General features: G+C 71.8%; 20 protein-coding genes. 13 read left to right on the top strand and 7 right to left on the bottom strand.

Annotated elements, in window-relative coordinates:
- Positions 1-19 precede the first annotated feature (19 nt).
- Both OHU74_RS33495 and OHU74_RS33490 read left to right on the top strand, forming a co-directional pair.
- The gene (locus tag OHU74_RS33495) at positions 20-997 is read left to right on the top strand and encodes a helix-turn-helix domain-containing protein (protein ID WP_371619395.1); all 978 of its coding nucleotides are present in this window, start codon (positions 20-22) and stop codon (positions 995-997) included.
- Between the two features lie 48 nt (positions 998-1,045).
- Positions 1,046-2,308, top strand: coding sequence for a glycosyltransferase (locus OHU74_RS33490; protein ID WP_371619394.1), 1,263 nt, complete (start codon positions 1,046-1,048; stop codon positions 2,306-2,308).
- A gap of 45 nt (positions 2,309-2,353) precedes the next feature.
- Here the strand turns inward: OHU74_RS33490 and OHU74_RS33485 are convergent, their stop codons facing one another.
- The 3 genes from OHU74_RS33485 to OHU74_RS33475 form a co-directional block, all read right to left on the bottom strand.
- Positions 2,354-3,106 (bottom strand): amino acid ABC transporter ATP-binding protein, encoded by a 753-nt coding sequence (locus OHU74_RS33485; RefSeq protein ID WP_371619393.1) that lies wholly within the window; start codon positions 3,104-3,106, stop codon positions 2,354-2,356.
- A 53-nt stretch (positions 3,107-3,159) separates the two neighbouring features.
- Positions 3,160-4,125 carry an ABC transporter substrate-binding protein gene (locus OHU74_RS33480; RefSeq protein WP_371619392.1) on the bottom strand — a complete coding sequence of 322 codons (966 nt, stop codon included), beginning with the start codon at positions 4,123-4,125 and terminating at the stop codon, positions 3,160-3,162.
- An 86-nt stretch (positions 4,126-4,211) separates the two neighbouring features.
- On the bottom strand, positions 4,212-5,384 hold the full coding sequence (locus OHU74_RS33475; RefSeq protein WP_371619391.1) for an LLM class flavin-dependent oxidoreductase: 1,173 nt from the start codon (positions 5,382-5,384) through the stop codon (positions 4,212-4,214).
- Positions 5,385-6,041: 657 nt separating this feature from the next.
- Here OHU74_RS33475 and OHU74_RS33470 point away from each other — a divergent pair.
- The 6 genes from OHU74_RS33470 to OHU74_RS33445 all read left to right on the top strand — a co-directional run bounded on the left by OHU74_RS33470 (position 6,042) and on the right by OHU74_RS33445 (position 11,903).
- Complete coding sequence (locus OHU74_RS33470; RefSeq protein WP_371619390.1) at positions 6,042-7,031, top strand: amino acid ABC transporter permease; 990 nt, start codon at positions 6,042-6,044, stop codon at positions 7,029-7,031.
- A gap of 136 nt (positions 7,032-7,167) precedes the next feature.
- Positions 7,168-8,169, top strand: a complete 1,002-nt coding sequence (locus tag OHU74_RS33465; RefSeq protein ID WP_371619389.1) for an amino acid ABC transporter permease — start codon at positions 7,168-7,170, stop codon at positions 8,167-8,169.
- Entirely contained in the window at positions 8,166-8,930 is a 765-nt protein-coding gene (locus OHU74_RS33460; RefSeq protein WP_371619388.1) for an amino acid ABC transporter ATP-binding protein, read from the top strand. Before OHU74_RS33465 ends, OHU74_RS33460 begins: the two co-directional genes overlap by 4 nt.
- 78 nt (positions 8,931-9,008) lie before the next feature.
- Entirely contained in the window at positions 9,009-10,055 is a 1,047-nt protein-coding gene (locus OHU74_RS33455; protein WP_371619387.1) for a transporter substrate-binding domain-containing protein, read from the top strand.
- Positions 10,056-10,068: 13 nt separating this feature from the next.
- Positions 10,069-10,848 (top strand): GNAT family N-acetyltransferase, encoded by a 780-nt coding sequence (locus OHU74_RS33450; RefSeq protein WP_371619386.1) that lies wholly within the window; start codon positions 10,069-10,071, stop codon positions 10,846-10,848.
- The gene (locus OHU74_RS33445; protein WP_371619385.1) at positions 10,845-11,903 is read left to right on the top strand and encodes an LLM class flavin-dependent oxidoreductase; all 1,059 of its coding nucleotides are present in this window, start codon (positions 10,845-10,847) and stop codon (positions 11,901-11,903) included. Before OHU74_RS33450 ends, OHU74_RS33445 begins: the two co-directional genes overlap by 4 nt.
- A 10-nt stretch (positions 11,904-11,913) precedes the next feature.
- Here the strand turns inward: OHU74_RS33445 and OHU74_RS33440 are convergent, their stop codons facing one another.
- The 4 genes from OHU74_RS33440 to OHU74_RS33425 all read right to left on the bottom strand — a co-directional run bounded on the left by OHU74_RS33440 (position 11,914) and on the right by OHU74_RS33425 (position 15,813).
- Complete coding sequence (locus OHU74_RS33440; protein ID WP_371619384.1) at positions 11,914-12,414, bottom strand: VOC family protein; 501 nt, start codon at positions 12,412-12,414, stop codon at positions 11,914-11,916.
- Positions 12,415-12,526: 112 nt separating this feature from the next.
- Positions 12,527-13,012 (bottom strand): rhodanese-like domain-containing protein, encoded by a 486-nt coding sequence (locus OHU74_RS33435; RefSeq protein WP_371619383.1) that lies wholly within the window; start codon positions 13,010-13,012, stop codon positions 12,527-12,529.
- Positions 13,013-13,161: 149 nt separating this feature from the next.
- Complete coding sequence (locus OHU74_RS33430; protein WP_371619382.1) at positions 13,162-14,205, bottom strand: DJ-1/PfpI family protein; 1,044 nt, start codon at positions 14,203-14,205, stop codon at positions 13,162-13,164.
- A gap of 99 nt (positions 14,206-14,304) precedes the next feature.
- Complete coding sequence (locus OHU74_RS33425) at positions 14,305-15,813, bottom strand: cellulose binding domain-containing protein (protein ID WP_371619381.1); 1,509 nt, start codon at positions 15,811-15,813, stop codon at positions 14,305-14,307.
- A gap of 311 nt (positions 15,814-16,124) precedes the next feature.
- On the opposite strand from OHU74_RS33425, the gene OHU74_RS33420 reads away from it, so the two are divergent.
- The 5 genes from OHU74_RS33420 (at position 16,125) to wecB (ending at position 21,491) form a co-directional block, all read left to right on the top strand.
- A complete protein-coding gene (locus tag OHU74_RS33420) occupies positions 16,125-16,724 on the top strand; it encodes a DapH/DapD/GlmU-related protein (RefSeq protein ID WP_371619380.1) in 600 nt (199 codons plus the stop codon).
- A gap of 433 nt (positions 16,725-17,157) precedes the next feature.
- Positions 17,158-18,327, top strand: coding sequence for a hypothetical protein (locus OHU74_RS33415; protein ID WP_371619379.1), 1,170 nt, complete (start codon positions 17,158-17,160; stop codon positions 18,325-18,327).
- Positions 18,324-19,094, top strand: a complete 771-nt coding sequence (locus OHU74_RS33410) for a WecB/TagA/CpsF family glycosyltransferase (protein ID WP_371619378.1) — start codon at positions 18,324-18,326, stop codon at positions 19,092-19,094. The genes OHU74_RS33415 and OHU74_RS33410 overlap by 4 nt, the downstream gene beginning before the upstream one ends.
- A complete protein-coding gene (locus tag OHU74_RS33405; RefSeq protein WP_371619377.1) occupies positions 19,094-20,350 on the top strand; it encodes a nucleotide sugar dehydrogenase in 1,257 nt (418 codons plus the stop codon). The genes OHU74_RS33410 and OHU74_RS33405 overlap by 1 nt, the downstream gene beginning before the upstream one ends.
- Before the next feature lie 4 nt (positions 20,351-20,354).
- Positions 20,355-21,491: a non-hydrolyzing UDP-N-acetylglucosamine 2-epimerase gene (gene wecB, locus OHU74_RS33400; RefSeq protein WP_371619376.1), complete on the top strand. Its 1,137-nt coding sequence runs from the start codon at positions 20,355-20,357 to the stop codon at positions 21,489-21,491.
- Positions 21,492-21,512 lie beyond the last annotated feature (21 nt).

Below are 21,512 nucleotides of genomic sequence, written 5' to 3'. Positions count from 1 at the left end.
GACGCGTACACTTTCGGACATGGGTACTCTCGCGCTGGCCGTCACCGACGGGATGCTGCACTTCGAACTGTCCGTGGCGTACGAGATCTTCGGCTCACCGCCGACCGTCCCGGCCTCCCCCGCCTTCCCGGCCGGCACGGTCGACCCCTGGTACGAGGTCTCCGTCTGCGGGACGGGCTCCGTGCGGGTCGGGCCGTACCGGCTGGAGCCCGGCCACGGGCTGGAGCGGCTGCGGCGCGCCGACACCGTGATCGTCCCCGCCTGGGCCGATGTGGACGTGGAGCCGCCCGGCGACCTGGTCGACGCGGTGCGCGCGGCCCACGAGGCCGGCGCCCGAGTGGCCTCGCTCTGCACGGGCGCCTTCGTGCTGGCCGCCGCCGGGCTGCTGGACGGGAAGCGCGCGACCACCCACTGGGCGCACACCGAGGCCCTGGCCGCCCGCTATCCGCGGGTGGAGGTCGACCCGGACGTGCTCTACGTGGACAACGGCAGCGTGCTCACCTCGGCGGGCAAGGCCGCCGCACTGGACCTGTGCCTGCACCTGGTCCGTCTCGACCACGGCTCGTCGATCGCCAACGCGGCCGCGCGCCGGCTGGTCGTGCCGCCGCTCCGGGCGGGCGGTCAGGCCCAGTTCGTCACCAGCCCGGTGCCCGCCCAGGACGAACACCACCCGCTGTCCGAGCTGTTGCCCTGGGTGATCGAGCGGCTCGACCAGCCACTGACCGTGGAGGACCTGGCCCGCCGGGCCCGGATGAGCTCGCGCCATCTGGGCCGCCACTTCAAAGCGGCGACCGGGACCACCCCTCTGCAATGGCTGCACACCCAACGGATCCGCCTGGCACAGGAGTTGCTGGAGAACTCCGACCAGAGCATCGACGCGATCGCGGCGGCCACCGGCATGGGCACCGCGACGACACTGCGCCGGCACTTCAACCGGACGGTCGGCGTGCCCCCGGACACCTACCGCCGCACGTTCCGTGGCGGGGCCCCGCAGTAAGGGAGAATCATCCATTCAGGCTGGAATTCACGGAAGTTGGAGTTGCGCATGCGGGTGTTGCTGGTGGCGTACGGGTCTCGCGGGGACATCGAACCGATGGCGGGATTCGCGCTGCGATTGCGGGAGCTGGGCGCGGAGGTGCAGATGTGCGCGCCGCCGGACTTCGCTGAGCTCCTGGACACCGTCGGCCTCCCGCTGGTGCCGCTCGGCCAGTCGATCCGCGAGATGACGACGGAGGCTGTGCGGGAGACGAAGCCGACGGTGGCGCTGACCCTGCCGGAGCGCGCGGCCCGGATCGCCGCCGCGACGTACGCGTCGCTCGCCGCGGTGGCCGAGGGGTGCGACGCGGTCGTGGCGACCGGTCTGATGCCGGCCGCGGCCGCCGCCCGATCGGTGGCGGACAAGCTGGGCATCCCGTACGTGTTCGTGTCCTACTTCCCGACGTATCTGCCGTCCGAGCAGCACCCCCCGCTGGTGTGGCCGGGCCGCCAGGCGCCGCCGGAGGTGACGGACAACCAGGTGCTGTGGGACCTGAACGCCGAGATCATGAACGAGTTGTTCGGCGGGGGCGTCAACGCCCTGCGGACGTCGGTCGGTCTGCCCCCGGTGGACGACGTCCGCGAGCACGTCTTCACCGACCGGCCGTGGCTGGCGGCGGACCCCGTCCTCGGCCCGTGGCCGGAACCGGAGCCGGAGCCCGCGGGCCCCGGGGTGGTGCAGACCGGCGCGTGGATCAAGCCGGACGAACGGCCGCTCCCGGCCGAGTTGGAGGCGTTCCTGGGCGCCGGCACGCCGCCGGTGTACGTGGGCTTCGGCAGCATGCCGCTGCGCGAGGCGCAGGAGGTCGCCCGGGCGGCCGTCGCCGCCGTCCGTGCGCAGGGCCGCCGCGTACTGGTCTCGCGCGGCTGGGCGGACCTCGCCCTGACCGACGACCAGGACGACTGCTTCGCCGTCGGCGAGGTCAACCAGCAGGCGCTGTTCGGCCGGGTGGCCGCCGTCGTGCACCACGGCGGCGCGGGTACGACGACGACGGCCGCCCGGGCGGGCGCGCCGCAGGTGGTCGTCCCCCAGATGGCGGACCAGCCGTACTGGGCCGGCCGGGTGGCGGAGCTGGGCATCGGCGCGGCCCACGAAGGACCGGATCCGACCTTCGACTCCCTGTCGACCGCGCTCGCGGGCGTCCTGACCCCCGAGGTCCGCGCCCGGGCGGCCGCCGTGGCCGGCACGATCCGTACCGACGGGACGGCGGTGGCGGCGAAGCTGCTGCTCGAGGTGGTGGGACGGGCCCCGTCGCCGGCGCCGTCCGCGTGAGCCGCGCGGGAGCCCCGTAGGAACCGGGCGGGTCGGCGGGACACCTCAGAGGACCTTGGAGAGGAAGGCGCGGGTCCTGGCGTGCCGCGGCGCGTCCAGGACCGCGGCGGGCGGGCCCTGTTCCACCACGACTCCGCCGTCCATGAACACGACGGTGTCGGCCACCTCGCGGGCGAAACCCGTCTCGTGCGTCACGACGACCATGGTGGTTCCGGCGCGGGCCAGGTCCTTGATGACGTCCAGGACCTCCCCGACCAGCTCCGGGTCGAGCGCCGAGGTGGGCTCGTCGAAGAGCAGCACCTTGGGTTCCAGGGCGAGCGCGCGGGCCACGGCGACCCGCTGCTGCTGGCCTCCGGACAGCTGCCGCGGGTAGGCCTCGGCCTTCTCGGACAGGCCCACGCGCTCCAGTAGCCGCAGGGCCGTCCGCCTCGCCTCCCCCCGGTCCCGGCGCAGCGCCGAGACCGGGGCCTCCACGAGGTTCTCCAGGACGGTGAGGTGCGGGAAGAGGTTGAAGTTCTGGAAGACGAACCCGATGCGGGTGCGCTGCCTCAGCACCTCCTTCTCCTTCAGCTCGTACAGCTTTCCGCCGGAGCGGCGGTAGCCGATGAGCTCCCCGTCGATGCCGATCCAGCCGCGGTCCACCTTCTCCAGATGGTTGATGGTGCGCAGCAGCGTGGACTTGCCCGATCCGGAGGGACCGAGGATCACGGTCACTTCCCCGGTGCGTACTTGGAGGTCGACTCCGCGCAGCACCTCCAGCGGTCCGAAGCTCTTGTGGACGCCGCGGACTTCGACCATGACCTCCTTCTTCGCGGGGTCCGTGTGGGGACGAGGGCCGTCCGGACGGGTGCTCACTTGTGCTCGGCGGGGTTGGTCTGCGAGGTCTCGATCGCGGAGGCGTCCGTACCCCACTTCTTCAGGATCCGCGCGTAAGTGCCGTTCTTGATCAGCTCGTTGACGGCGGACTGGAAGGCGGGGGTGAGCGGGGACCCCTTCTTGAAGGCGAAGCCGACGTCGAGGCGGTGGTATTCGCCGAGGAAGGTGGTCTGCGCCGCGGGCTGGGACGCCTGGTGGCGCAGCCCGTTGATGGTCGACATGACCACGTCGATCCGGCCCTGCTGGAGGGCGGTGGTGACGGCGCCGGGCTCGGAGAAGACCTTCACCTCGTAGGGCTTCTTCCCGGCCGCGGCGCACACGCCCTGCTGGGCGCTGAGGGTCTTCTCGAAGGTCGTGCCCGCCCCCGTGCCGATGGTCAGTCCGCACAGCTGGGTGAGGTCGGAGACCTGGGTGGTCAGCGTGGTGTTGCCGGTCTTCACCGCGAAGCCCTGGCCGTCGTTGATGTACGTGACGAAGTCGATGGTCTTCAGCCGTTCGGCGGTGACGCCGAAATTGCCGGTGCCGAAGTCGTACTTGCCGCTGCCGAGGGCGGGCAGGATCGTCTCGAAGGAGGCGTCCTGCCGCTCCAGTTTCAGGCCGAGGACCCTGGCCGCGGCGTCGGCGATGTCGATGTCCTGGCCGGCGGGCTTCTTGTTCTGCCCGTTGGGGTAGTAGGCCGCGGGCGGTGTTCCGACGGAGCTCCCGACCCGGAGCGTGCCCGCCTTGCGCACCTCGTCGGGGAGGAGTGCGGCTACGGATTCCACCGCCACCACGGCTGCGACCGGGTCGTCGGAGGCCGCGGAAGGCGCCTGGGCGCCCGGTGCGGACGGGGTGGCGCCGTCGGCGGAGCCGCAGCCCGCCAGTGCCAGGAGGGGCAGGAGCGCGAGGGCGGCGGCGAGGCCGCGCAGGCGGGTGCGGGTCCCGTGCGCGGGGAGGTTCACGGCGGGGAGGCCTTTCGACGGGTGGGTGGGGTGGAGCGCAGGCGTTGTGGCGGTGGGACCGGGTGCGGGTGGGGGCGCCTCGGCGGTCATCCGCGCACCACGGCGAGCGGCTGCTGCGGACGGTGCGCGGCGCGGGTCTCGTCGTGCTCGCCGCCGCCCCGCTCGGCATCGCGCTTGGCGACCTCCTCGCGGACGAGCGGGATCACGTACCGGCCGAAGTCGATGGCGTCGCCCAGGAGGTCGTAGCCGCGGGCCGAGAGGACGTCGACGCCGAGGTCGTAGTAGTCCAGCAGGGCTTGGGCGACGGTTTCCGGGGTGCCGACCAGTGCGTTGGAGTTGCCCGCGCCGCCGGTGGCGGCCGCGGTCGGGGTCCACAGCGCGCGGTCGTAGCGCTCCCCCGCCTCGGCGATGGCGATCAGCCGCTGCGAGCCGGCGTTCTGTGGTGTCGCGGCCTGCGCGATGCCCTCGCTCCGGCGGTGTGCGGGCCCCGTGCCTCGCCGCTCCTTGATGGCGCCCACGGTGCGGTGGGCCTTCTCCCAGGCCAGTTCCTCGGTCGGGGCGATGATCGGCCGGAACGCCACCTGGATGCGCGGCACGTCGGTGCGGCCGGCGGCCAGCGCGGCCGCCTTCACGGACTCGATCTGCTCTGCGGTCCGCTCCAGCGGCTCACCCCACAGGCAGTAGACGTCGGCCTCGGCGCCTCCGGCGGCGTACGCGGCCGGCGAGGAACCTCCGAACGAGACGTCGGGGCGCGGCTGTTGGAACGGGCGGACATCGCTGACGAAGTCGTGGAAGCGGTAGTGCTCGCCCTCGTGGTCGAAGGGCTCCCGGGCGGTCCAGGCCTTCTTGACGATCCGGATGTACTCGCGGGTGCGGGCGTAGCGCTCGTCCTTGGTGAGGGTGTCGCCCTCGCGGGCCTGCTCGTGGTCGTTGCCGCCGGTGATGAAGTGGACGGCGAGGCGCCCCTCGCTGATCTGGTCGAGGGTCGCGAAGGTCTTGGCGGCGAAGGTGGGGTACGAGACGTTCGGGCGGTGGGCGAGCAGGAGTTGGAGGCGGTCCAGCTTGCCGGCGACGTAGGCGGCGGCCGGTGCCGGATCCGGGGATCCGGAGCCGTACGCGAAGAGCACCCGGTCCCAGCCGTGGTCCTCGTGGGCTCGGGCGAGCCGGAGCGTGTACTCCTTGTCGAAGGCGGCGCCGGAGCGTGCGGTGGTTTCGGATGCGTCGTTGGTCGCGGCTATGCCGAGGAATTCCACGGGCATGGGTGTGGCCTTTCGCAAGGGCGGTGGATCGCGCGCAAGTGCGGTGGATCGCATGCGGGCACGGGTGAAAGAGCGCGGGCACGGGTGAACGAGGCCACCAGGCCGAGCACATGAGGTTTCGTCAGGAATGCGGGTAAGGGATGGCGCGGGCGTGACGACGCGGGGCGTCGGGGGATTCGGGGGCGCGGCAGCGCACGTCGGGGCTCACAACACCGTGTCCGCAGGCGGGTTGCTGCCGCGAGCGGAGGCGGTGCGGAGGCAGGGTCCGGCCCGCGACGGGATCACCGAGGGAGGGAAGGGCCGGTCAGACAGCCCGCTGCCGAGTCAGGCGCAACACGCCGCGGACCACACACGACCGAAGTCGATGTAGTCGCGCGTGACCAAGCGCTGCTGGGCATTCATGCGACTACTTGAGCAGTACATGCGGCTCTGCGTCAAGCAACGACGTGGTTGACACCGCCGCGCTTCACCCGCATACGATCGGCGCAGGACGGGCCCCGCCGTGGGCGAAGGCCCTCCGCCGCGTTGAGGGACGCGGCAGGCGTGACGACTCGGATTCCGCACACCGCGGCCGGCGCGAGGCCCCCCGTTCGGGCTTCCGCGCATGGCGCCGGGCGGCAACCCCTGCCCGCGATCCCTCTCCTGGAGAGCCTTCCGATGGCCACCTCTTCCCATGTCTCCACCCTGTCCGACGCACCCGACGCACCCCCCGGCTCGCCCGGCTCGGCCGGCCCCCGCCACGAGGACGAGTTGCCCCGCATCGTGCCGCGCCGACAGCTGGGCCGCAGGCTCGCCGCCTGCGCCGCGCTGCTGGTCTTCGCGATGGTGCTGGTGTCGATCGTCCGCAACAAGGCCTTCCAATGGGGGGTGGTCGGGCAGTACTTCACCACCGCCGCCGTGCTCGACGGGCTGCTTTTGACCCTGTGGCTGACCGCCGTGGTGATGGTGCTCGGCTTCCTCCTCGGCACGGTGCTGGCGGTGATGCGACTCAGTGACAACCCGGTCCTGAAGACCCTGAGCTGGGGTTACGTCTGGATCTTCCGGTCCACTCCGCTGCTGGTGCAGCTGCTGTTCTGGTTCAACATCGGCGCCCTCTACCCGACGCTAGGCCTCGGCATCCCCTACGGCCCCGAGTTCTTCACCGTGAAGACGGTGAATCTGCTCGGCCCGACCCTGACCGCCGTCATCGGCCTGACCCTGCACGAGACGGCGTACGCCGCCGAGGTGGTGCGGGGCGGCATCCTCTCCGTGGACCCCGGCCAGGTCGAGGCCGCGCAGGCGCTCGGCCTGAGCAGGGGGCGCACCCTGCGCCGGATCGTCGTCCCGCAGGCGATGACCTCGATCGTGCCGACCGCCGGGAACATGCTGATCGGCACGCTCAAGGGGACCAGCATCGTCAGCGTGCTGGCCGTGCACGACCTGCTGTACTCGACGCAGCTGATCTACAACCAGACCTACCAGGTCATCCCGCTGCTCATGGTCGCCACCCTCTGGTACATAGCCGTCACGACCCTCCTGAGCACGGGCCAGTACTACATCGAGCGGCACTACGCGCGCGGCGCCTCCCGCGCCCTGCCGCCGGCTCCGTGGCGCCGGTGGCTGTCGCGACCCGGCCGCAGGATACAGAGAATTCACGAACGGGCCTGATATGTACGGCGTATGAAATCGGCATTCAATCCCCCTCCCCCGATATGGAATTGATTGACACTCCATATCGGGGGTGCCAGGTTTACGCCGCAGATAAGGACGTCAGCGGATAACCCGCCGAACCGCCGGAGTCTCTGTGACCGAATCCGTTGTGACCGCCCGCCCCGCCCCACCCGATTCCCCACCCCCCGCACCCCGGGGATCCACCCGCCCGCCGGCCCTCCGCGCTCACGCCGACCGGGTGCTGCCGGTCCGCCGCCCCTGGCGGTGGGTGGCCACGGCCGTCGTCCTCGTCCTGCTCGCCCAGGCCGTCCACGGCCTGCTGACGAACTCGTTCTACCAATGGGACCGGTTCGGCTACTGGTTCACCCGTCCCGTGATCGTCGACGGGCTCCTCGTCACCCTCCAAGTGACCGCGTACAGCGCGGTGCTGGGGCTGCTCGGCGGAGTGGTGCTCGCCCTCGGCAGGCTCTCCTCCAATCCGGTGCTGCGGGCGGTCAGCTGGGCGTACATCTGGCTGCTGCGCTCGGTGCCGCTGATCGTGGTGCTGCTCTTCCTCTACAACTTCAGTGCTCTGTACGCCACGTTGAGCGTGGGCGTACCGTTCGGCCCGGCGTTCTTCACCTTCGACGAGTCGAAGCTGGCCTCCGACATCGTGGTCGCGGTGGTCGGGCTCTCCCTCTGCGAGGCGGCGTACGCGGCCGAGGTGGTACGGGCCGGGATCCTCTCCGTCGACCAGGGCCAGCACGAGGCGGCGTCCGCACTGGGCCTGCCCCGCCGCTACCAGTTCGCGCGGATCGTCTTCCCGCAGGCCCTGCGCTCCATCGTCCCCTCGTACGTGAACCAGCTGATCGGGCTCCTGAAGGCCACTTCGCTGGTCTTCTACGTGTCGCTGCTCGACCTGTTCGGCTCCGTGCAGAGCATGGGCGCCACCTATCCCGGAGACGTGGTGCCGCTGCTGCTGGTCGCCACCGTCTGGTACGTGATCCTGACCAGCGTGGTCTCCGTCGTGCAGTTCTACGTGGAGCGGTACTACGCGCGCGGTGCGCTGCGCACCCTGCCCGCCACTCCCCTACAGAAGGCCCGCTCCGGGCTCGGCGCGCTGCGCGAGCGACTGCGGACGGAGGCGGCGATATGACCCCGGCCGCCGTCGAAGTGCGCGGCGTACACAAGTGGTTCGGCGCCCAACAGGTCCTGGACGGAGTGGACCTGACCGTCCGGCCGGGCAGCGTCACGGCCGTCCTCGGCCGGTCCGGGTCCGGCAAGTCCACCCTGCTCCGGGTGATCAATCACCTGGAGAAGCCCGAGGCCGGCCATGTCAGCGTGGGCGGCGAGCTGATCGGGGTCCGGCGGCACGGCGACCGCCTCAAGGAGCTGACCGAGAAGGCGATCCTGGCCCAGCGCGGCCGGATCGGCTTCGTCTTCCAGAACTTCAACCTCTTCCCGCACCTGACCGTGCTCGACAACGTGGCCGCCGCCCCCGTCGCGACGGGACGGCTGCCCCGGGCCGAGGCCCGGCGTCTGGCGGGCGAGCTGCTCGCCCGGGTCGGCCTGGCCGACAAGGCAGCTGCCTATCCACGGCAGTTGTCCGGCGGCCAGCAGCAACGGGTGGCCATCGCCCGCGCTCTCGCGCTGCGGCCGCAGGTCATCCTCTTCGACGAACCGACCTCTGCGCTGGACCCGGAGCTGGTGGGCGAGGTGCTCGCCGTCATCAAGGACCTGGCCGACAGCGGCACCACGCTGGTCATCGTCACGCACGAGATCGCCTTCGCGCGCGAGGTGGCGGACGAGGTGGTCTTCCTCGACGGCGGGCGGATCGTCGAACAGGGTCCCCCCGCCCAGGTGCTGGTCCACCCCTCGCACCCCCGCACCCGGGAGTTCCTGAGCAAGGTGCTCTGACACCGGGTCCGACTCATCCCACTTCTCCCACTCGTCCCACCTGTCCCACCCGTCCCACCCGAACCATGAAGGACTGCCATGCGATCCCCGCGCTCTGCCCCGCGTTCCAGATTCACCCGCGGCCTGCTCGCCGCCACCTCCGCCGCCGTACTCTCCTTCGGACTCGCCGCGTGCGGCGGGGAGAGCGCCGCGTCCGGTCCGGGCGAGGCGGGATCCGGCGGGTCTGCGGCACCCGGCGCGATCACCGTCGGCGCACTCTCCAACGGGGCTGCGAAGCAAGCAGAGTTGAAGGTTTCGACGGTGGAGGCCATCCGCGCCCGGCTGCCCGAGGCCATACGGAATCGGGGTGAGCTCGTCATCGGCGTCGGCGCGCTCCCCGCGGGCTCGCCGCCGATCTCGTACGTGGGAACCGACCAGAAGACCCTGACCGGCTCGGAGCCCGACCTGGGACGGCTGGTCGCCGCCACGCTCGGGCTCAAGCCCGTGGTGCGGAACTCCACTTGGGAGAACCTCTTCGTCGGGATCGACAGCGGCAAGGTGGACGTCGCCTTCACCAACGTCACGGTCACCGAAGAGCGCAAGAAGAAGTACGAGTTCGCCTCCTACCGCAAGGACAACCTCGCGTTCGAGGTGAACAAGGAGGACTCCTGGAACTTCGGCGGCGACTACCGCAATCTGGCGGGCAAGACGGTGGCCGTGAGCCGCGGCACCAATCAGGAGAAGATCCTGCTGGAGTGGCAGACCAGGCTGCGGAGCGAGGGCAAGGACTTCGCCGTCAAGTACTTCCCGGACGTCAACAGCACGTACCTGGCCCTGAGCGGCAAGAAGATCGACGTGAGCTTCGGCCCCAACCCGGCCGTGGCCTACCACGTCACCCAGACCGCGCAGAGCTCCTCCCCCACCCGCGAGGCGGGCCAGTTCTCCGGCGCCGGCGAGAGCCTGCAGGGCCTGATCGCGGCGACCGCCAAGAAGGACAGCGGCCTGGCGGGGCCGATCGCGGAGGCGATCAACCACCTGATCAAGGAAGGGCAGTACGGGCAGCTGCTGGCGGCCTGGAACCTGAGCCCCGAGGCCGTCACCGTCTCCGAGGTCGACCCGCCCGGCCTGCCGCTGAGCAATTCCTGAACGGGAGGCCCACATGACCCGATCCACGCCCCACCTCCTGGAAGAGCGCGCGCTCGACCCTCGTAGCACCGGCGAGCACGTCCTCGACAACCCCGTGTGGTCCGCCCTGTCCGGCCCGCACGCCCACTTCGCCGTCACCGTCACCGGCGCGGTACCGGGCCCGGGCTCGAGCCCGGGCCCCCGGGCCGCCCGCTACCCCTCCGACGTGGCCTCGTTCGCCGCCCTCGCCGACCCGGCCGATCCCCGCTCATGGGCGGAGCTGGCCGCGCTGGCCGGCCCGGGCGCCGTCACCGGGGTCTCGGGGGTGTTCTCCGTCCCGGAAGGGTGGGAGACCGTGTGGTCCGTCCCCGGGGTCCAGCTGGTCGACACCTCGCTGCGCGCCGAAGCCGACCCCGAGGCGGTCCGGCTCGGGCCGGCGGACGTTCCCGAGATGCTCGCCCTGGTCGAGCTGGCCCGGCCGGGGCCGTTCCTGGACCGCACGGTCGAGCTGGGCACGTACCTCGGCATCCGGCGCGAAGGACGCCTCGTGGCGATGGCCGGGGAGCGGCTTCGGCCGCCGGGATGGACGGAGATCAGCGCCGTGTGCACGCACCCGGAACACCGGGGCGGCGGACTGGCCACCCGGCTCGTGCGGGCCGTGGCCGCCGGAATCCGCGGCCGCGGGGACGTCCCCTTCCTGCACACGGCCGCGGCCAATACCGACGCCATCCGCCTCTACGAGTCTCTCGGCTTCACCCTGCGCCGCCGGCCCTCCTTCATGGCGGTGCGGGTACCGGAAGGAGAGGTGTCGTGAAGTTCCTGGCCATCACCCTCATCGCCAACCCGCCGGATCCGGCGACCGGACGCACCAAGCCGGCCCGGGACCGGTTCCGCGAGGTGGTCGACGGCGCGGTGCTGGCGGAGCAGCTGGGCTTCGACGGGTTCGGGGTGGGCGAACGGCACGAGCGGCCGTTCCTCTCCTCCTCGCCCCCGGTGGTCCTCGCCCACATCGCGGCGCTGACCCGCAGGATCCGGCTGTTCACCGCCGTCACGACTCTGAGCCTGCTGGATCCGGTCCGCGCGTACGAGGACTACGCGACGCTGGACCACCTCTCCGACGGGCGCCTGGAGCTGATCATCGGCAAGGGGAACGGCTCCGCGCAGCGCGAGTTGTTCCAGGTGAGCGCCGAGGACCAGTGGGAGCGCAACGCGGAGGGGTACGAGCTGTTCCGCCGGTTCTGGCGGGAGGAGAAGGTGACGGCGAGCCCGCGTCACCGTCCGGCGCTGTCCGCCGCCGAGGTGCTGCCCCGGCCGCTCGGTGAGCCCGTGCGCATCTGGCACGGCAGCGCGACCAGTCGGGAGTCGGTCGAGCTCGCCGCCCGCTACGGGGATCCGCTGTTTTCGGCGAACGTCACCCATCCGGTCGAGCCGTACGCCGAGCTGGTGCGGTACTACCGGGAGCGCTGGGAGTACCACGGCCACGACCCGGCGCTGGCGGCGGTGGGCGCGGGGACCGCCGGGTACCACGCGGCGCGCACCTCGCAGGAGGCGGTCAAAGCCTTCCGGCCGGCCTTCCAGGGCTACCTGGCCGCACAGCGGAACCTGGGCGTGGAGCCCGTCTTCCCGACGCTGGAGGACTTCGTGGAGCGCAGCTCGGCCCTGATCGGCAGTCCGCAGCAGGTGATCGAGAAGGTGCACCGCTACCACGAGCGGCTCGGGCACACCCTGCTCCACCTCCAGGCCGACGCGGGCTTCCTGGACCCCGGCCGGCACCGGGCTTCCCTCGAACTCTTCCAGTCCGAGATCGCCCCGGTCCTGCGCCGCGAGATCCCGGACCCTCCGTTCCACCCCGACCACCGGGAGCCGTGAGGAACTCCGCTCAGCTGGCGGAGCCCGCCGCCGAGCCGGTGGCGAGGTCGGCGCCCCAGCGGTCGATCGCGGCCTGGAGGTCGAGGGCTCCGGGGCGAAGGTCGGCGTCCGCGGCGGGCCAGTCCTCGCGGGGGACGCGCCACATCAGCTCGAACTCGTTGCCGTCGGGGTCCTTGGCGTAGAAGGACTTCGAGACCAGGTGGTCCGACGCACCGACCAGCGCGCCGCGCTCGGTGAGCGTGCGGCCCAGCTCCGCGAGCTCGCCGAGCGTGCCGACCTCCCAGGCGAGGTGGTAGAGGCCGACCCTGCCCTGCTCGGGGCCGGGTGCGTCGGCGCCGAGCGCGAAGAGTCCGAGGTCGTGGTCGTTGAGGCTGCCCGGGGCGCTGAGGAAGGCGGCGCGGCCGGGTATCAGGTGGTCGACCTGGAATCCGAAGACTTCGGTGTAGAACTCGACGGAGCGGTCGACCTCACGGATCCAGAGGACGGCGTGGTTCAGGCGGCGGACGGACATGCGAGGGGCTCCCGCTGGTTCGGAGGGACTGGCCCTGGCTGGGCGACATCCACCTTACCGTTCAAATTCGAACTACTCGAGTCCGGGGAGCCCCGCCCTCCCGGCGCGCAGCTCAGCACGCGCAGGAGATGCCCGAGCGCGGGGCGGTCAGGTCGTCGATCCGGCGCTGGTCTACGCCCTCGGCGGTCTCGAAGGCGAAGCCCTCGCGGACCCAGTACTCGAAGCCGCCGATCATTTCCTTCACCTGGTGGCCGAGCCGGGCGAAGGCGAGGGCCGCGCGGGTGGCGCCGTTGCAGCCGGGGCCCCAGCAGTAGGTGACCACGGTCGTGCCCGGGGCGATCAGCGACGGGGCCAGCTCGGCGATCCGCGCCGTCGGGATGTGCAGGGCGCCGGGGATGTGGCCCTGGTCCCAGGCCGCGTCGCTGCGGGAGTCGACCACGACCACGCCGGAGACCCCGGCGAGCAGGTCGGCGCGCACGTCGGAGACGTCGGCCTCGAAGGCGAGCCGGGCGGCGTAGTGCGCGGCCGCGTGGACCGGGTCGGCGGCGGGGACGGAGAGGACGGCGCTGGGGATCTGGGCGGTGAGGGTGGCGGACATCGGGAACTCCTCGTGCGGGGCGGTATCGGACGCCGTCCGGGTGGTTTCCCTTGCGGCGATGACCCCATCCTCTGCCGCACGGATCGACCGGACGAGTGGCGTGAACGCCTCCCTTCGTCAAGATCCCGCCAGCCCCCGCAGGCCCCCCTTCACATGCGTACGGCGACCCTGACGAAGGCCTTGCGGTAGGCCGTGGGCGTGGTCCGCATCTGCCGGGTGAAGTGGTGCCGGTAGGTCGCCGTGGAATCGAAGCCGACCGCGGCGGCCACCTCGTCGACCGTGCCCTCACCGGACTCCAGCAGCGGCAGGCTCGCGGAGACCCGCTGGGAGATGACCCACCGGATCGGGCTCACGCCGTTGCGGCGGGTGAAGTGGCGCAGGAAGGACCGCTCCGACATCCGGGCCTCGCGGGCCAGGGTGGAGACCGAGAGCGGGGTGTGCAGCCGCTGCAGGGCCCAGGTCATGCTCTGACTGATGCCGTCGTCGGCCGCGTCGGGGCCGATCTCGCCGACCGCCGCCTCGATGAACTGGGCCTGTCCGCCCTCACGGTGGGGCGGAATCACGAAGCGGCGGGCCACGGTGTTGGCCACGGACGCACCGTGGTCCGCACGCACCAGGTAGAGGCAGAGGTCGATGCCGGCGGCGCTGCCCGCACTGGTCAGCACGTCCCCGTTGTCCACGTAGAGGACGTCCGGGTCGACCTCGATCCCGGGATGGCGTTCGGCGAGGGTGCGCGCGTAGCGCCAGTGGGTGGTGGCGCGGCGGCCGTCGAGGAGGCCGGTCGCCGCGAGCGCGAAGGCCCCCGAGCAGATGGAGACCAGGCGGGCGCCGCGGGCGTGCGCCGTGCGCAGCGCGTCGATGAGCGGCTGCGCTATCGGGCCGCCCGCCCGGGAGACCCCGGGGATGATCAGGGTGTCCGCGGCCGCGAGGGCGTCGAGGCCGTGCTCGGCGCGCAGGGTGAACCCGCCGACCACGCGGAGGTCCCGGCCGGGCTCGGCCGAGCAGACCTGGAGCTCGTACCAGGGGATGTCGCCCAGTTCGGGCCGGGAGAGACCGAAGACCTCGACCACCACGGCCAGCTCGAAGGGTGCCATCCCGTCGAAGGCGAGGACCGCCACCTTGTGGGCCGGGGACGGTTTCCTGATCTCTATGTCCACGGCGGTCGAGGTGCGCGGGGCGGGAGCGGAAGTCATGGCCGTACCTTAACCAGGCCGTACGGGGGCCAGGGGGCGCGAACGCCCGGCCGCCGTCCGCCCCGGGGAAGCGGACGGCGGCCGGGTCTCAACGGTCCGCTATCCGAGCGCTCCGAACGCCTTGGTGAAGGCCAGCGGCTGCTGGAGGACCGAGCTGCAGGTCGGGTCCGCGTAGTTCACGGCTCCGGCCGGGCACTGCTTGTCGCGGGCCGCGGACCACATCGCCAGCCGGCCGATCCCCTTCGTCTTCGCGAAATCCACGAGCCGGGTCGCGTCGGACACGGTGAAGATCTCGCTCGCGACGTCGTTGACGCCGATCATCGGGGTGACGGCCACCGCCTTCCAGGCGGCCGCGTCGGAGAGGCCGAGCACCGCCTTGATCTGCGCCTGGGTGGCCGTCGCGGCCTGGATCGCGTACTGCCCCATGTTCCCGGCGTAGGCGGGGCCGTAGTCCATCGCCATGATGTTGACCCCGTCGATCCGGACACCGGCCTTCTTCGCGTCGGCCAGCAGGGCCACGCCCGGCTGCGTGAGGCCCTCCGGCATCACGGGCAGCGTGAAGGCCACGTCCAGGCCCGGGTGGGACTTCTGCAGCTGGGCGACGGCCTGCGCGCGGCGGGTGTTGGCCGCGGTGTCGGGCAGGGCCGCGCCCTCGATGTCGAAGTCGACCTTGGTCAGCCGGTACTGGTCGATGACCTTGCCGTAGGCGGCGGCCAGCTCGTTCGAGGTCGCGCAGTTCAGCGCCAGTTCGCGTCCGGCCGCTCCGCCGAAGGAGACCCGTACGTCGCCGCCCTTGGCCCGCAGGGCCCCGATCTGCGCGGCGACCTTGTCGCTCGCGAGGTCCGTGACGCCGCCCCACAGCGGGGCGCAGCCGCCGCCGGAGGTGACGAAGGCGAGGTGGAACTCCTTCACGCCGGTCTTCGCCGCGGTGTCGACCAGGTCGTAGGCCGGGTACAGGGAGGTGTCCACGTACGGGGCGAAGCGCGCTCCCCCTGCCGGAGCTCCGGTCGCCGGCGGCGGCGTGGCGGTCGCGGACGGCGACGCGGTGCGGGTCGGCTGTGCGGAGGGCGCGGTGGTGGCGGGAGCGCTCGCACTCGGGCTGGCGCCCGTGCTCGGCACGGCCGTCGGGGTGCCGGTGGGGCGGCCTCCCGGCGGGGGCGTCGTCCCCTGGTCCGCCGAGCACTTCGCCCCGTTGATGCGGCAGGCCGTCGGGTTGCCGGGGGTGCCGCTCCCGCTCGCCACGAAGCCGATCGTGACGGAGGCCCCGGCCGCCAGCTCCCCGTTCCACTCGGCCGGCTTCACGGTGACATGGCGACCGTTGACCGAGTGGGTGCCGTTCCACAGGGAGTCGATCTTCGTCCCGGCGGGCAGGTCGAACTCCAGGGTCCACCCCTGCTGAGCCTGCCCCTTGCCGTTGGTGATCACGTACTGGGCGGTGTAACCACCGCTCCAGGAGCTGGACTTCGTGTAGACCGCTCCCACGGCGGCGGCCTGCGCCGTGCCCGTGAACGCGAAGGCGGCGCCGCCGATCAGCACCGCCACCGCGACGGCGCCCACCGCCTTCGCCTTCTTGCTCGCCGTGCGCCGGTGACCGGTGGTGCTGCCCATCGCTTGCCTGCCTCTGCATTGCCGGGGGGTGGGGTACGGGAGGCACGCTAGCCGCCCCGAACCGGACACTTGCCCGATTACGGACGGGCGGCGTGAGCCTTAGGTTCCACTTAAGGAAGCGATCGGGAGGGGTTAAGCCGGGCCGCGCCGCGCGCCCCGGCCGCCGGACCCGCCCGCCCCGCCCGCCGAGTCCGCCCCACCCGCCAAGTCCGCTCCGTGAACAGTCGGTTGATCTTCCTGGTGGGCAGCCCCGGCGGCGCATATGCTCCCCCCACGTCCGAACGCCGCGCGAGCCGTAAGGGGACCGCCCCGTGAGTGTCCGCATTCAACCCTCCTCCCAGGTCGACGAGTCGGCCGAGCTCGGGGACGGGACCACGATCTGGGATCTGGCGCAGATACGGGAGGACGCACGGCTGGGCCGCGACTGCATCGTCGGGCGCGGGGCCTACGTCGGACCCGGCGTGCGGATCGGCAACAACGTGAAGCTGCAGAACTACGCGCTCGTATACGAGCCCGCCGAGCTGGGCGACGGGGTGTTCATCGGCCCGGCCGTCGTCCTGACCAACGATTTCTACCCGCGGGCGGTCGATCCCGACGGCCGCCAGAAGCGCGGCGGCGACTGGGAGGCCGCCGGGGTCGTGGTGGCCGAAGGGGCCTCGCTCGGAGCCCGTTCGGTATGCGTGGCCGGGGTCCGCGTAGGGCGCTGGGCGCTGGTCGCGGCCGGGGCGGTGGTGTCCCGGGACGTGCCCGATTTCGCACTGGTCGCAGGGGTACCGGCCCGCCGCATCGGCTGGGTGGGGAAGGCCGGGGTCCGCCTGGTGGAGGTCGAAGGGGAACCGGGCGTATGGCAGTGCCCGCGCACCGGTGAGCTGCACGAAGAGACCAACGGGACCCTGACCGAGCGAACCTGACGGAACGTCGGTAATTTGGGTCATCGGCATTTCCTCAAAACCACAATCAATGAACATCCTTGGGCATACCTTGTCCCTGTACACGTGATCTGAACCGGCAACAGGCTGCGTTCAGTGGGGGGTTGTACACGACGCGGACATCGCGGACAAAGTGACGGCAGACGCGCGAACCGCGTCCGTCCGACGCTGCCGTCCACGCGTGCCCGGTCCGGGACATCGCTGGGGGGTTCCAGTGGGCGGTCCCGGACGGCTCGTGCCATCGGGGGGAACATCACACCGCCGGCACGCGCGCCGTCCTGCGCATCCCTCCGCCGCGCGACGGCCGACAGGTCCGTCCGAGGAGCGAAGAAGCAGAGGGGGTAGGTGTGTTGGAGCCGTACAGCTCGGGCATACGGGGTGTGCGCAGCACACGGGAAGCCGAGGTGGGGACCCGGTGACCGCGGCACGATTAGGAGCACTCGCCCACGAGGACCCGTCGCTGCACTCGCTCGCCGAGCGGCTGCTCGCGCTGGCCGAGGCGGGTCTGCCCAGCATGTACCTGCCGGACGCCGAGACCTTCGTGTTCACCCGGGTGGGGACCGCCACCTCCGGCGGCGCCCGTCGCGTGGAGAGCCGGGGAACCAGTACCCGGTACGCGGCCATCACCGCGCTGGGGGCCCGGTACCTGCCCGAGGAGCGGCAGCGTCCGCTGTTCGGCGGACACACCGCCGCCGAGTTCACGGCGCTGCTCGTGGAACGGCTCCCCGCGGTGACGAACCTCGGCGACGCGGCGCTCATCGCCTGGGCCGCCGCCGAGACCGGTCACCCCAAGCTGGCGGACGCCCTCGCGCGGGTGTCCGCCCTGGACCTGCCCGGACGGCCGCAGTACACCGTGGAGGCGGCCTGGGTGCTCTCCGCCCTCACCGCCGCCCGCGGGACGGTGGACGTGGAGGACCGGCTGACGGCCGCGCGCGAGCGCCTGCTGGCGGCCCGGGTCGGGGACGGTCCGCTGTTCGCGCACGCCACCGGGCCGGGGCTGGTCCCCGGGTACCGCTCCCACGTGGCCTGCTTCGCCGACCAGACGTATCCGCTCCAGGCACTGGCCCGGCTGCACGCGAGCGGCTCGGACCCCCGGGCCCTGGCGGCCGCCGACGCGTGCGCCGCCAGGATCTGCGCCCTCCAGGGGGACGGCGGCCAGTGGTGGTGGCACTACGACGCCCGCACGGGCGGCGTGGTGGAGGGCTACCCGGTCTACAGCGTGCACCAGCACGCCATGGCCCCGACCGCCCTCTTCGACCTGGCGGAGGCCGGCGGCACCGACTTCGGTCCCGCGATCCGCCGCGGACTGCGCTGGATGACGGACGTACCCGAGATCAGCGGGCCCGACGGCACCCCGCGCGAGCCCATGATCCTCGAGGAGTACGGGGTCACCTGGCGCAAGGTCTACCGCGGCGACCCCGCCAAGGCCGTCCGCGCCGCCCGCGGGCTCACCACACGGGTGGCGCCGCGGGCCCGGCTCACCCCGCTCGACCGGCTCTTCCGCCCCCTGGCGGTGGACCGCGAGTGCCGGCCCTACGAGTTCGGCTGGCTGCTCCACGCCTGGCTCGGGGGGCTCGGGAGATGAACCACAGACAGTCCCTCTTCGGGGTCTGGCTCGACGCCCTGACCATGGACGAGACCGTGCGGCGCTGCCTCGACGCGGTGAAGCGCGGTGAACAGATCGAGATCGGCATGGTCAACGCCGCCAAGCTGGTCAACATGCGCCGCGACCCCCGCCTCGCCTCGGCGGTGGCCGGCTGCGACCTCGTCCTGGCCGACGGCCAGGCCGTGGTGTGGGCCGGCCGCATCCTGGGGGTCCGGCTCCCCGAACGGGTCGCGGGAATCGACCTGTTCATGCGGCTGCTGGCCGCGGCGGAGACCGCCGAGGTCCCCGTCTACCTGCTCGGTGCCCGGCAGGACGTGCTCGACCTGATGCTCGGCCGGATTGCTGAGCAGTTCCCGGCGCTGCGCGTGGCCGGCAGCCGCAACGGTTACTTCGAGGACTCCGAACAGGGTGCGATCGCCGATGCCGTCGCGCAGAGCGGTGCCCAGCTCCTGTTCCTCGGCATGACCTCGCCCAAGAAGGAGATCTTCACCGCCGGCTACGGCAAGCGCACCGGCGCCCACGTGGTGCACGGGGTCGGCGGCTCCTTCGACATCCTGGCCGGCATCACCAAGCGGGCTCCCCTGGTGTGGCAGCGGATGGGGCTCGAATGGTTCTACCGCACCCTCCAGGAACCGCGGCGCCTCGCGAAGCGCTACTTCACCACCAATGCCGCCTTCCTCCTCATGACGGTCGGGGAACTCATCCGCCGCACACCGTCTGCCCCTTCCGCGAACAGGAGTCACTGATGCGCGTAGTCGTCGTGGGACAGGGATACGTCGGGCTTCCGCTGGCCATCAGGGCCGCCGAGGTCGGACACCAAGTGGTCGGGTACGACGTGGACGCGCGGCGGGTCAAGAGCCTCGCCGCCGGCGAGTCGTACGTGGAGGACGTCTCCTCCGAACGGCTGGCCCGGGCGCTGGAGGCGGGGACCTACCAGGCCACCGAACTCGCCCGTGACTGCGGGGGTTTCGACGTGGCCGTCGTCACCGTCCCGACCCCGCTGCGGGAGGGCGCCCCCGACCTCAGCTACATCGAGGAGTCCGCGCACACGCTCGCCCGCTTCCTGCGGCCGGGCGCGACCGTCGTGCTGGAGTCCACCACCTACCCGGGCACCACCGAGGAGATGTTCGGCCCGATCCTGGAGGACGGCTCCGGGCTCACCGCCGGCGTCGACTTCCACCTCGGCTACAGCCCCGAACGCATCGACCCCGGCAACACGGTGTGGGGCTTCCAGCAGACGCCCAAGGTCGTCTCCGGCGTGGACGAGGCCTCCCTCAAGGCCGTGGAGAGCTTCTACGCGGGCCTCGTCGACAAGACGGTTCCGGTGCGCTCGCCCAAGGAGGCCGAGCTGGCGAAGCTGCTGGAGAACACCTTCCGGCACGTGAACATAGCCCTCGTCAACGAGATAGCCATGTTCGCCCGCCACCTCGACATCGACGTGTGGCAGACCATCGAGGCCGCCGCCAGCAAGCCGTTCGGCTTCATGAAGTTCACCCCCGGCCCCGGGGTCGGCGGGCACTGCCTGCCGATCGACCCCTCGTACCTGTCCTGGCGGGTGCAGCGGGAACTCGGCCAGAACTTCCGCTTCGTGGAGCTGGCCAACGACATCAACAGCCACATGCCCGAGTACGTCGCCCGCCGCGTCATGGACGCGCTCAACGCGAAGCGCCGCTCGGTCAACGGGTCCCGGATCCTGCTCCTGGGGCTGGCGTACAAGAAGAACACCGGCGACGCCCGGGAGTCCCCGGCGGTACGGGTCTCCCAGCTGCTCCTCGACATGGGGGCCAAGGTCCGCGCGGCCGACCCGCACGTGGTGGAGAACATCAAGGTCGACGCCCGCCTCTCGCGGGTGGAGCCCACCCGCAAGGAGCTGGCCGCCGCCGACGTGGTCGTCCTGCTGACCGACCACGACTCCTTCGACTACCGCATGATCACCGAGCACGCCTCGCTGATCCTCGACTGCCGCAACCGGCTGTCCGGGCCCACCGTGGAGGTGCTCTGACCCCATGGCGAGGATCATCTGCGTGGCCGGCGCCCGGCCCAACTACATGAAGATCAAGCCGGTGATGGACGCACTGGAGCGCCGCGGCGCCGAAGTCGTCCTGGTCCACACCGGCCAGCACTACGACGAGTCGATGAACGACGTCTTCTTCCGCGACCTCGGCATCCGCCCTCCCGACCGGTACCTGGGGGCCGGCTCCGGCAGCCACGCCCAGCAGACCGGCCGGGTGATGGCCGCCTTCGAGCCGCTGGTCGAAGAACTGGCCCCGGACGCGGTCGTGGTGGTCGGCGACATCAACTCCACGCTCGCCTGCGCCCTGGTCACCGCGAAGGCCGGCCCCCTGCTGGCCCATGTGGAGGCCGGCCTGCGCAGCCGGGACTGGAGCATGCCCGAGGAGGTCAACCGGGTCGCCACCGACCGGGTCAGCGACTACCTGCTGGCCCCCTCCCCCGACGCCGCCGCGAACCTGCGGGCGGAGGGGTACCGGGAGGACCAGATCCACGTCGTCGGCAACGTCATGATCGACACCCTGTTCGCCAACCTGGAGCGGGCCCGGAAGTCCGACGTCCTGGACCGGTACGGGCTCACCCGCGGCGGATACGGCCTGGTCACCCTGCACCGGCCGGCCAACGTGGACGATCCCGACGCCCTGCGCGGCCTCCTGAAGGCCCTGGGCGAGATCTCCGGACGCTGTCCGCTGCTCCTGCCCGTGCACCCGCGGGCCGCCGAGAAGCTGGCCGAGATCGGCGTCCCCGGCTCCATCCGGCTGGTGCCGGCCGCCGGGTACCTCGACTTCATCGCGCTGCAGGACTCCGCCCGCGTGGTGCTCACCGACTCCGGGGGCATCCAGGAGGAGACCACCGCGCTCGGCGTCCCCTGCGTGACCCTCCGGGAGAACACCGAGCGGCCCATCACCGTCGAGGAGGGCACCAACGTCCTGGCGGGCACCGATCCGGACCGCATCACGGCCACGGTCCACCGGGTGCTCGACGATCCGCCCGCCCCGCGCTGTCCCGAGCTCTGGGACGGCCGCGCGAGCGAGCGCATCGCCTCGGTCCTGCTGGACGGATCGACCGCCTCGACCCGGCCGCGGCCCACCGATCTCGTGCCGGCAGGGGCACCGGGAGCGACAGCTCCGTAGAAGAGGGCCCCGTAGAAGAAG

Origin of the sequence: Streptomyces sp. NBC_00454, assembly GCF_041434015.1 — a bacterium.
Taxonomy (GTDB): Bacteria; Actinomycetota; Actinomycetes; order Streptomycetales; family Streptomycetaceae; genus Streptomyces.
This window is presented reverse-complemented; position numbering and strand designations above follow the sequence as displayed.

What these genes read in the sequence shown, in the direction of transcription:
- OHU74_RS33495 (WP_371619395.1), top strand. Translation starts at nt 20, where the DNA reads ATGGGTACTCTCGCGCTGGCCGTCACCGACGGGATGCTGCACTTCGAA.
- OHU74_RS33490 (WP_371619394.1), top strand. Translation starts at nt 1,046, where the DNA reads ATGCGGGTGTTGCTGGTGGCGTACGGGTCTCGCGGGGACATCGAACCG.
- OHU74_RS33485 (WP_371619393.1), bottom strand. Translation starts at nt 3,106, where the DNA reads ATGGTCGAAGTCCGCGGCGTCCACAAGAGCTTCGGACCGCTGGAGGTG.
- OHU74_RS33475 (WP_371619391.1), bottom strand. Translation starts at nt 5,384, where the DNA reads ATGCCCGTGGAATTCCTCGGCATAGCCGCGACCAACGACGCATCCGAA.
- OHU74_RS33470 (WP_371619390.1), top strand. Translation starts at nt 6,042, where the DNA reads ATGGCCACCTCTTCCCATGTCTCCACCCTGTCCGACGCACCCGACGCA.
- OHU74_RS33460 (WP_371619388.1), top strand. Translation starts at nt 8,166, where the DNA reads ATGACCCCGGCCGCCGTCGAAGTGCGCGGCGTACACAAGTGGTTCGGC.
- OHU74_RS33455 (WP_371619387.1), top strand. Translation starts at nt 9,009, where the DNA reads ATGCGATCCCCGCGCTCTGCCCCGCGTTCCAGATTCACCCGCGGCCTG.
- OHU74_RS33450 (WP_371619386.1), top strand. Translation starts at nt 10,069, where the DNA reads ATGACCCGATCCACGCCCCACCTCCTGGAAGAGCGCGCGCTCGACCCT.
- OHU74_RS33440 (WP_371619384.1), bottom strand. Translation starts at nt 12,414, where the DNA reads ATGTCCGTCCGCCGCCTGAACCACGCCGTCCTCTGGATCCGTGAGGTC.
- OHU74_RS33435 (WP_371619383.1), bottom strand. Translation starts at nt 13,012, where the DNA reads ATGTCCGCCACCCTCACCGCCCAGATCCCCAGCGCCGTCCTCTCCGTC.
- OHU74_RS33430 (WP_371619382.1), bottom strand. Translation starts at nt 14,205, where the DNA reads ATGACTTCCGCTCCCGCCCCGCGCACCTCGACCGCCGTGGACATAGAG.
- OHU74_RS33425 (WP_371619381.1), bottom strand. Translation starts at nt 15,813, where the DNA reads ATGGGCAGCACCACCGGTCACCGGCGCACGGCGAGCAAGAAGGCGAAG.
- OHU74_RS33410 (WP_371619378.1), top strand. Translation starts at nt 18,324, where the DNA reads ATGAACCACAGACAGTCCCTCTTCGGGGTCTGGCTCGACGCCCTGACC.
- OHU74_RS33405 (WP_371619377.1), top strand. Translation starts at nt 19,094, where the DNA reads ATGCGCGTAGTCGTCGTGGGACAGGGATACGTCGGGCTTCCGCTGGCC.
- wecB (WP_371619376.1), top strand. Translation starts at nt 20,355, where the DNA reads ATGGCGAGGATCATCTGCGTGGCCGGCGCCCGGCCCAACTACATGAAG.